Genomic DNA, 8,478 nt, shown 5'->3' with positions numbered 1-8,478 from the left:
CGGCGGCGGCCCGGCCGCGCTCGGAGGCGGCGGCCTGCGGCGTCGGCCGCCGGCCGTCCCGCCCGGGTCGGACACCGGGACCCGCGCGCTCCGCGCAGGTGAGGACGACACCGGTCCTGCCCTCCCGCGCGGGCCGTTGCGGGCGCGCAGTTCGGCCCGGGCCGCGTGGCCCGCCCCGGGGCCGCAGCCCGTGGCCCCGGACACCGGAAGGACCGCCCCGCACGCCGGACCCGCGTCGGCGGCGCCGCACTCCAGGCGCCGCGCCGCGCACAGAGCAGTCGGCGTGCCGGGCCCGTCCTCCGACGGCAGGGCCGGCATGCGCCGCCGGGGATGGTGAAGGTGACCGCACCGCGAGGTTTCTGCGCCGTTTAGACCGGTGTCAGTGCAAGGACCTAACCTGTGCACCGTGACTTCGCCTGCCTCGACGGACTTCGTTCCGCCCCAGCTCAGCGCGGGGCCGCGGCCAGCTCAGGGCCCGGCCGCCGACGAAGGGCTGGCGCGGCGGCTGCGCGCGCTCGCCTGCACCGCGCCGCTGCACGACCTCGACGTGCGCAAGGCCAATCTGGCCGGCGAGTACTCGGTCTACTCCATGGCCGAGGTCGCCCTCGCCGCGATCGACCTCGTCACCCTCACCATGGACTTCGACACCGGAGCCGACCACGACCAGATAGTGGCCCGGCTGATGCCGCGCGTCGCCGCCCAGACCTCCCACCGCCCCGCCGCCGAGCACGAGCGCGTGGCCCGCTGGGTGCTGGAGAACCTGATCAACGTCGGCAGCGTGGACCGCGGATTCCGCGCCGTGTACGGCACCTTCGGTCCCGACGGCGTCTACACCCGCCGCGACTACGACTTCAAGCTCATCGAGGAAGTCCCCGGCTACGGCGGCGCCGTCTACCTCCGCACCACCGACGAAGCCGTCAACGTCCTGGTCGGCGCGCTCGACACGGACGTCACCAGCGCCCAGATCGCCGCCGAGGTCAAACTCGAGGTCCTCATCAGCCGCGGTCGCCTCGCCGACGCCCAGCTCGCCGCCGAGCAGGCCCGCTACCGCACCGTCCAGTACGCGGAGACCCTGCGCCGCACGCTGGAGGCCACCCGCCGCAATGTGCGCGCCGTCGACTGGCTCGAGACCGTCCCCGACATGATCGCCGAGGCACTCGACCACGTAGCCGACCGCTACCGCCACGAGAACGCCATCCTGACGAACATCCGCAAGGCACGCGACGAGGCCACCGACCCCGAACACAAGAGGCGCGCCGCCGAGCTGGTCGACATCGTCAAGGACTGCATCCGCCGCCACACCCAGCTCCAGTCCAGGCTCCTGGAGGCCGGCCCCCTGTTCCGCGCCGAACAGGACCGCCAGGCATTCGCCCCGCCTGCCGCCCGCGCCGGCCTCGATCTGTACGGGCAACTCCTCGCGCCCCTGCTGCCCCTTCCCGTCGAGCAGGCCGCACGCGTCACGGAGGCGTACTTCGCCCGCGGCGCCGGACTGCGCACCCCCGCCTCGGTGCGCCTCGGCGACCTCGTCGACCTCCTGCTCACCCCGCCCGTCGAGCGTGAACACCTGGGCGCGGAGATGCCCGAGCCGGACCTCATCGCCACCCCCGACGACAGCCGCTTCAGCGAAGAACAGCTCGCCGGAGCCATGGAGCTGCTCGATCTCGAACACGACGCGCCGCGCCGTCTCTCCGGGCTGCTCGCGGAAGCCCGCAAGCGCGACCCCGAACTGCCCTATCTGGTCGCCCTGCTGGCCGTCCACGCGGCCAGCCCGCCCGTCGGCACCGCCTACCGCCAGGGCGAGCAGCGCCTGCTCTTCGCGGTCGACGACGGCACGGAACTGGACGACCCGGAGTTCGGCGGCGCGGACCTCATCGTCGGCACGGCACTGCTGGACGCAGCGGGCATGGCCGCGGACCGCAAGGACTCCGCATGAGCACGCCGCCCGCCCCAGCCCCCCGCCCCAGCCCCCGCCGCACCGCCGACCGCACCATCCCCGACAAGGAGCCCCAGCCGTGAGCGACCACCCCTCCCACGCCGCGGAGCGCAGCGACGCGTGGCGTGAGGCGGACGCACCCGACGCGGCGACCCCCGCCGCAGGAGGGGCCGTCACACCCGCGGACGCTGCCGACGCCGCGCGGCTCGTCTCCTTCGGACTCCAGCCCAAGCTGCTCCCCGCCCGCGACGCCGAGTACACGGATCTGCTCCGCCGCTACCGGGAGGACGGCGCCTTCGCCCGGCTCGCCGACGCCGTGGCCACCGGCCTCGGGCTCGTCGTCCTCGAGGTCTCCCCGCGCGCCGGGATGGCCGTCACCGCAGGAGAGGACTCGGTCTTCGCCGTCCGCATGAGCGACTACGCCCGCCGCGCCGCCGCCGACTCCGCCGACCGGTTTCTGCACGGTCTCGCGCACCTCGCCGTCGCCGCCCTCGCCTTCCCCCGCCCCGAAGACCTCGCCGACGACGGCTATATCGGCCGCATCACCGTCAACGGCGTCGACGCCTTCGTCCGCCAGGCCTGCCGCCGCCTGGAGGAACGGGCCGAGCAGCAGGGGGAGAACACCGACCCCGCCAGCGACGCCCCCGGGCTCGAAGCCGCCTGGCGGATCTATGCGCGTCGCAGCGCCACCGGGGCCACCAAGGACGCCCGCCGCCTCGCCGGCTCCACCACAGGCATCATCGGCAAGGCAGTCGGCTTCCTCGCCGACTCCGGCTTCCTGCAGCGGACCGGAGACGACGCGGGCGGTTCGTACCGCACCACCGCCCGCTACCAGCTCCAGGTGCGCGACATGGCGGGCGGCGCCGCCATGGCCGAACTGCTGGACCTCGGCGTCGTCCCGGTGTCCGACGGCTCCGCCACCCTCCTGCCCCCGCCCGAAGGCGACGACCTGGAGCTGGCCCCCGACGCCGGCCTGCCCTTCCACGCGTGAGCCGGGCGCCCGCCCCGCCACACCCGCCAGCCTCCGACCGAGAAGACGACTGAGAGTCCGACCGCCATGTACGAGTTGTCCCGGGTACGCCTCTACTCCATCGGGCCGGCCGGTGCGCGCTACGCCGACACCGTGCTCGACCTGCGCGGAGTCGGCGAACCCGTGCCCAACCCCGCCCCGGCCCAGGGCGAGTTCTTCGAGGAGGAGCCGGCCGGCCCGCCGCGCCGCCCCGCGCCCGCCGGCGTGCTCTTCCTGGAGAACGGCGGAGGCAAGTCCGTCCTCCTCAAGCTGATCTTCTCGGTGATGCTGCCGGGCCACCGCAACACCCTGGGCGGCGCCAGCTCCGGCGTGCTGCGCAAGTTCCTCCTGGCGGACGACTGCGGGCATGTCGCCCTGGAGTGGCAGCACACGCTCACCGGCGAACTGATCGTCGTCGGCAAGGTCAGCGAGTGGCGCGGCCGCCAGATCTCCAACGACCCGCGCAAGTTCGCCGAGGCCTGGTACTCCTTCCGGCCCGGCCCCGGACTCAGCCTGGACAACCTCCCCGTCGCCGAATCCACCGCCGTCCGCCCGCCCGTCGAAGGGGCGTCCGGCGCGCAGGGCCGCCGCCGCACCATGAAGGGCTTCAGGGACGCCCTCACCGAGGCGGGCAAGGCCTACCCGCACCTGGAGGTGTACTGGGAGGAGATCCACGACCGCTGGAAGGAACACCTCGGAGACCTCGGCCTCGACCCCGAACTCTTCCGCTACCAGCGCGAGATGAACGCCGACGAGGGTGAGGCGGCCGGGCTCTTCGCGGTCAAGAAGGACTCGGACTTCACCGATCTGCTGCTGCGGGCCGTCACCGACACGCGGGACACCGACGGACTCGCCGACCTCGTAGGCAACTTCGGCAACAAGGTGGGCCGCCGCACCGAACTCACCGCGGAGCGCGACTTCACCGCCGGCTCGGTGGAACTGCTCGGCAGGATCGTGGAGGCCGCAAAGACCCGCACCCGCACCCGGGAGATCCACGCGAGCGCCGAGCGCCGCACCCGTACGCTCGCCCGCGAGCTGTCCGCCCGCGCCGCCGGGGAACGCGGGCGCTCCGCGGACCTCGCACAGCAGGTCACATCCGCTGCCGACCGGGTGACGGAGGCGGAAGAGACCCGTAGCCGCGCCTCCCTCGTCGCCGCGGAACTGGCCTACCGCCACGCCTCGCTGGCACTCGCCGCGGCGGAGAAGAGCGCCGCCGCCCAGCGCCGTGAGCTGAACGACGCACGCACCCTCCACTCCGCCTGGCAGGCGGCCGAAGCCGTGCTGCGCCACCGAGCCGCGGCCGACCGCTCGGCACGCGTCGCCGCGGCGATCCGCGAGGCCGAGCGTGACGCAGCCCCGGCCCTCGCCGCCCGCGCCAGAGCAGCGACAGAGCTCGTCCGCGCCCTGCACCGGGCGGCCGGGGACGGCGAGCGCGTGGCCGACGAGCAGGAGGCTCGCTCCGCCGCGCTCCAGGAGGCCGGCGAGGTCGCCCACCGCGACGCCACGGCCGCGGCCACCGAAGCACAGCGCGCCCGCAGCGAGATCGGACATCTGCGGCAGCGGCTCGCCGAGGTCGAGCAGGAGACCGCCGAGGCGGTACGGGCCGGCTGGCTCGACGACAGCGCCCCGGACGCCGACCCGGCGCGCGCCGCCCTCGCCGCCAGCGACGCGGAGAAGACGGCCGTGGCCGCCTGGGACGCCGCCCGTGAGACCGCACGCGGCACGGCCGACCGCGCGAAGGAGGCGGCCGCCGCCGAGTCCCGCGCCGAACTCACCGCGGCCCGGGCCGCGGACGCGGCCCAGGCCGCGGAACGCGCCTACGACGCCGAACGCCGCGCGGCCCGGTCCATCGCCGAGGACGACCGTCTGGCGGAACTGCTCAGCCTGCCCAGGGCGGCCCTGCGGCCCGAGCCCGCGACCGCCCCGGCCCCGCCCGCCGCGAGGCCGGCCGGGGACACGGCACCGGTCGCCGACGGCCGCGGGGACGCCGCGCACGGCGTCCCCACGGCCGAGCCAGGTGTGGCGAACAGCGCGGAGGCGGCAGCCCCCCCGGCTGCCGACGCCTCCGCCCGTCCCGCAGGTGCGGCGACGTACGCGGCCGAGGCCCGGGCGGGTTCCGGTCGTGCCGTCAGCGCCGCTGTCGGCCCATCCGGCGAGGCAGGACAGGACCCGTCTGGCAACGAGGGCGCAGGGCAGGGCGACGGCGCATCCGCCGCCGCGCCCGGCACCGGTACGACTGCGGGTCCCGCCGGGCATGCGTCGGGTGTCGGTGAGGCTGGGCGGGCCGCTCCGGGCCATATGACGGGCCCCGCTCCGGCCGCCTCGGCCAACCCCGGGCGCGCAACCGGCGCCGAACACGCCGAACACACCGCGCACGGCCACGTGCCCGGTTCCACGGGGGCCGCACCGGCTGAGGCCGCGGCCGGTCCCGGCGGTACGGCCCCGGACTCCGCCAAGCTCGGAACCCCCACGGCTCACGCCGAGCGGACTGCGCACGGTCAGACGCCCGGCGGCCGCGCCGGGGCGGCGCAGCCCGAGGCCGCGGGTGGTCGCGGCGCGCAGGGCGGGGCCCGGACTCCCCGCCGTACCGCGGAAGGGCCGCTGACAGCCGAGGAGCTCGACCGGTACGCGGACGAGCTGCGGGAGCTGCTCGACGCCTCGATCGCCTCCGCCGAACGGCAGCTGTTCGAGCTGCGGACGGCGGCCGCCGACGACGCGCGGATCCTGGGCGCGCTGGGCGACGGAGGGCTGCTGCCGCCGAGCCCCGACGTGCTGGCAGCCGTGGAGTTCCTCGGCGAGCACGCGATTCCCGCCCTGCCGGGCTGGCGCTATCTCGCGCAGGCCGTCGACCCCGCCGACCATGCGGCCGTGCTCGCCGCGCGGCCCGAACTGGTCGACGGCGTCGTCATCACGGACCCCGCCTCGCACGCCCGCGCACGCGATGTGCTCGCGGGCGCGGCGCTGCTGCCGCGCTCCGCCGTGGCGGTCGGCACCGCGGCCGCCCTGCTGGCCCCGGTCCCGGGCCCCGGCGCCGACGACGCAGACGTGTTCCTCGTGCCGCCGAACCCCGCCATGCACGACGAGCACGCCGCCGACGAGGAACGGCAGGCGCTGCGCGCACGCGCCGCCGCGCGGGACGAGGAGATCCGCGCACTGGCGGCACGGCTCGCCGGGGACCGCTCGCTCGCGGCCCGCCTCGGCTCGTGGCGGGCGGACTGCCCCGCGGGCATGCTCGCCGAACTGGCAGAGGCCGCACAGTCGGCCCGCGAGGCAACCGCAGAGGCCGAGCGGACCCTGGCCGAGGCGCGAGCCGTGCGCACCGAGTCGGAAGAGGCGGCGGCCGACGCCGCACGGGTCCGCGACGAGCGTCAGGAGGCCGCCCAGCGTGCCCGCCGCTCCGCCGACGCGCTCGCAGGTCTCGCCTTCCGGCTGCGTGAACGCGCAGGCTGGCAGGTCAAACTGCGCGAACTGGCCGATGACGCAGCCGAGGCCGAGGCCCGCGCCACCGCTTGCCTGGAGCGGGCCAAGGCCGCGGACGAGGACCGCAGGGCCGCCCAGCGCGCTGCCGACGACGCGCACCGCACGGCCCGCGCCCTGCGTGCCGAACGCGCCGAGATCGCGGGCGCCCCCGAGAGCGCCCCCGATGACGCCCGCGCCGACGGCGCCGCACACGACGGCGCCGAAGACGGCCCCGACGCGCACCGCCCGTCCCTGCCCGCCCTTCGGGAGGCCTATCGGGCGGCGTCCCAGCTGTACGAGAAGGTGGGCGTCGGCGCGGACCTCCGCGCCGAACAGGCCCGCGCCGAAAGCGACGAGAGCGCCGCCCTCGCCGAACTGGACCGCCTCACCAACAGGGTCCGCACCCGCGCCGCACAGCTCCTGGAGAGCATGGACGGCGCCGACGGCCCCTCCCGTCAGGCGGCCGCCGCCCGCGCCGAGTCCCACGTCCAGCTGCTGGAGCAGCGGGCCTCGGAGGCGAGCGAGAAGCTCGGCCGGCTCCGAGGCGAGGCGGAGCGCCTCGCCCCCGCCGACGGAGAGGCGCACACCGGGCTCCCCGACGAGCTGACCCCCGCGGACGCCGCCCACGCCCAGGCCCTGCTGCGCACCGCCAACGCCGAACTGGCCTCCCGCGCCGACGAGCTGGAGGCGTCACGCGCCGCGCACAGCGGCCTCCTCCAGGCACACCGCACCGCCGAGGACGCGGCGAGCGGCTTCGAAGAGACCGCCGCGCTCCTGCGTGACCTGCTCCGCGACCACCAGCCGGAGGACGAGCCGGCCGAGGTGTCTGAACCGTACGCCTCAGGCCTGGAGGAGGCACGCCGCGCCGCCGCAGAGGCCCGGCGCTCGCTGCGCGGCTGTGCGACCGATCTGTCAGCCGCGGAGGCGGCCGTGCGCGAGGCGTCCGACGTGCTCGTACGGCATGCCAACTCCACCCGCTACGAGCAGGTGCGCACCCCGGCCCGCCAGCAGATCCGGGAGCTCCCGGCCGCCGCCCTGCCCGAACACGCCGCCAAGTGGGCGGAGGCGTTCGCTCCGCGGCTGCGGGTGCTCACCGACGAGCTGGCGCAGCTGGAGCGCAATCGCGACACCATCGTGGACCGGCTGCGCGGCCTGGTCGAGACCGCCCTGGCCACGCTCCGTTCGGCGCAGCGGCTGTCCCGGCTCCCCGAGGGCCTGGGCGAGTGGTCGGGACAGGAGTTCCTGCGGATCCGGTTCGAGGAACCGGACCAGGCCACCCTCGCGGAACGGCTCGGCGAAGTCATCGACGAGGCCACCCGCGCCGCCGTGAAGAAGAGCCCTTCCGGCGTGTACGGGGACGGCCGCAGGGACGGAATGTCGCTGCTGCTGCGAGGCGTTCAGGCGGCGCTGCAGCCCAAGGGCGTCGCGGTGGAGATCCTGAAGCCGGACGCCGTGCTCCGCGCCGAGCGGGTCCCGGTCGGGCAGATGGGCGACGTCTTCTCCGGCGGCCAGCTCCTCACCGCGGCCATCGCCCTGTACTGCACGATGGCAGCGCTCCGCAGCAACGACCGCGGACGCGACCGGCACCGGCACGCCGGCACGTTGTTCCTCGACAATCCGATCGGCCGCGCCAACGCCACCTATCTGCTGGAGCTCCAGCGCGCCGTCTCCGACGCGCTCGGTGTGCAGCTGCTCTATACGACGGGTCTGTTCGACACCACGGCGCTCGCGGAGTTCCCGCTGGTCATCCGGTTGCGCAACGACGCGGATCTGCGGGCGGGGCTGAAGTACATCAGCGTGGAGGAGCATCTGCGGCCCGGGTTGCCGCAGATCGACCCGGCAGGGGAGACCGTGCACGGGGAGATCACCGCCACGCGTATGTTCCGGCGCGCCGCGGACCGTGTGCCGGAGCCCGCAACCGGGCATGCCCCCGAGGGGATCGCGGTTCCGGCCGGCGGCGCAGAGGAGACCGACGCCGCGCCCGTGCCGTAGTCAGCCGGCCGTCCCGACAGCCCCGGGCAGCAGGTCGGGCAGCCCCGGGTAGCCGTCCCGACAGTCCCGGGCAGCCCCGGGTCGC

Annotated in this window: 3 protein-coding genes; all 3 read left to right on the top strand. The window is 75.7% G+C overall.

Annotated elements, in window-relative coordinates:
- Positions 1–406 precede the first annotated feature (406 nt).
- The 3 genes from QCN29_RS33135 (at position 407) to QCN29_RS33125 (ending at position 8,393) form a co-directional block, all read left to right on the top strand.
- Entirely contained in the window at positions 407–1,933 is a 1,527-nt protein-coding gene (locus tag QCN29_RS33135; RefSeq protein ID WP_279932803.1) for a hypothetical protein, read from the top strand.
- Between the two features lie 79 nt (positions 1,934–2,012).
- Positions 2,013–2,924 (top strand): hypothetical protein, encoded by a 912-nt coding sequence (locus QCN29_RS33130; RefSeq protein ID WP_279932802.1) that lies wholly within the window; start codon positions 2,013–2,015, stop codon positions 2,922–2,924.
- Between the two features lie 66 nt (positions 2,925–2,990).
- Positions 2,991–8,393, top strand: coding sequence for a hypothetical protein (locus tag QCN29_RS33125; RefSeq protein ID WP_279932800.1), 5,403 nt, complete (start codon positions 2,991–2,993; stop codon positions 8,391–8,393).
- Positions 8,394–8,478 lie beyond the last annotated feature (85 nt).

The organism is Streptomyces chengmaiensis, from assembly GCF_029846775.1.
In the GTDB taxonomy this organism is placed as follows: domain Bacteria; phylum Actinomycetota; class Actinomycetes; order Streptomycetales; family Streptomycetaceae; genus Streptomyces; species Streptomyces chengmaiensis.
The sequence above is the reverse complement of the archived record's forward strand: the minus strand, read 5'-3'. Positions and strand labels throughout refer to the sequence as shown.

Excerpts from the sequence above, each read along its gene's own strand:
- QCN29_RS33125 (WP_279932800.1), top strand. The coding sequence starts at position 2,991 with ATGTACGAGTTGTCCCGGGTACGCCTCTACTCCATCGGGCCGGCCGGT.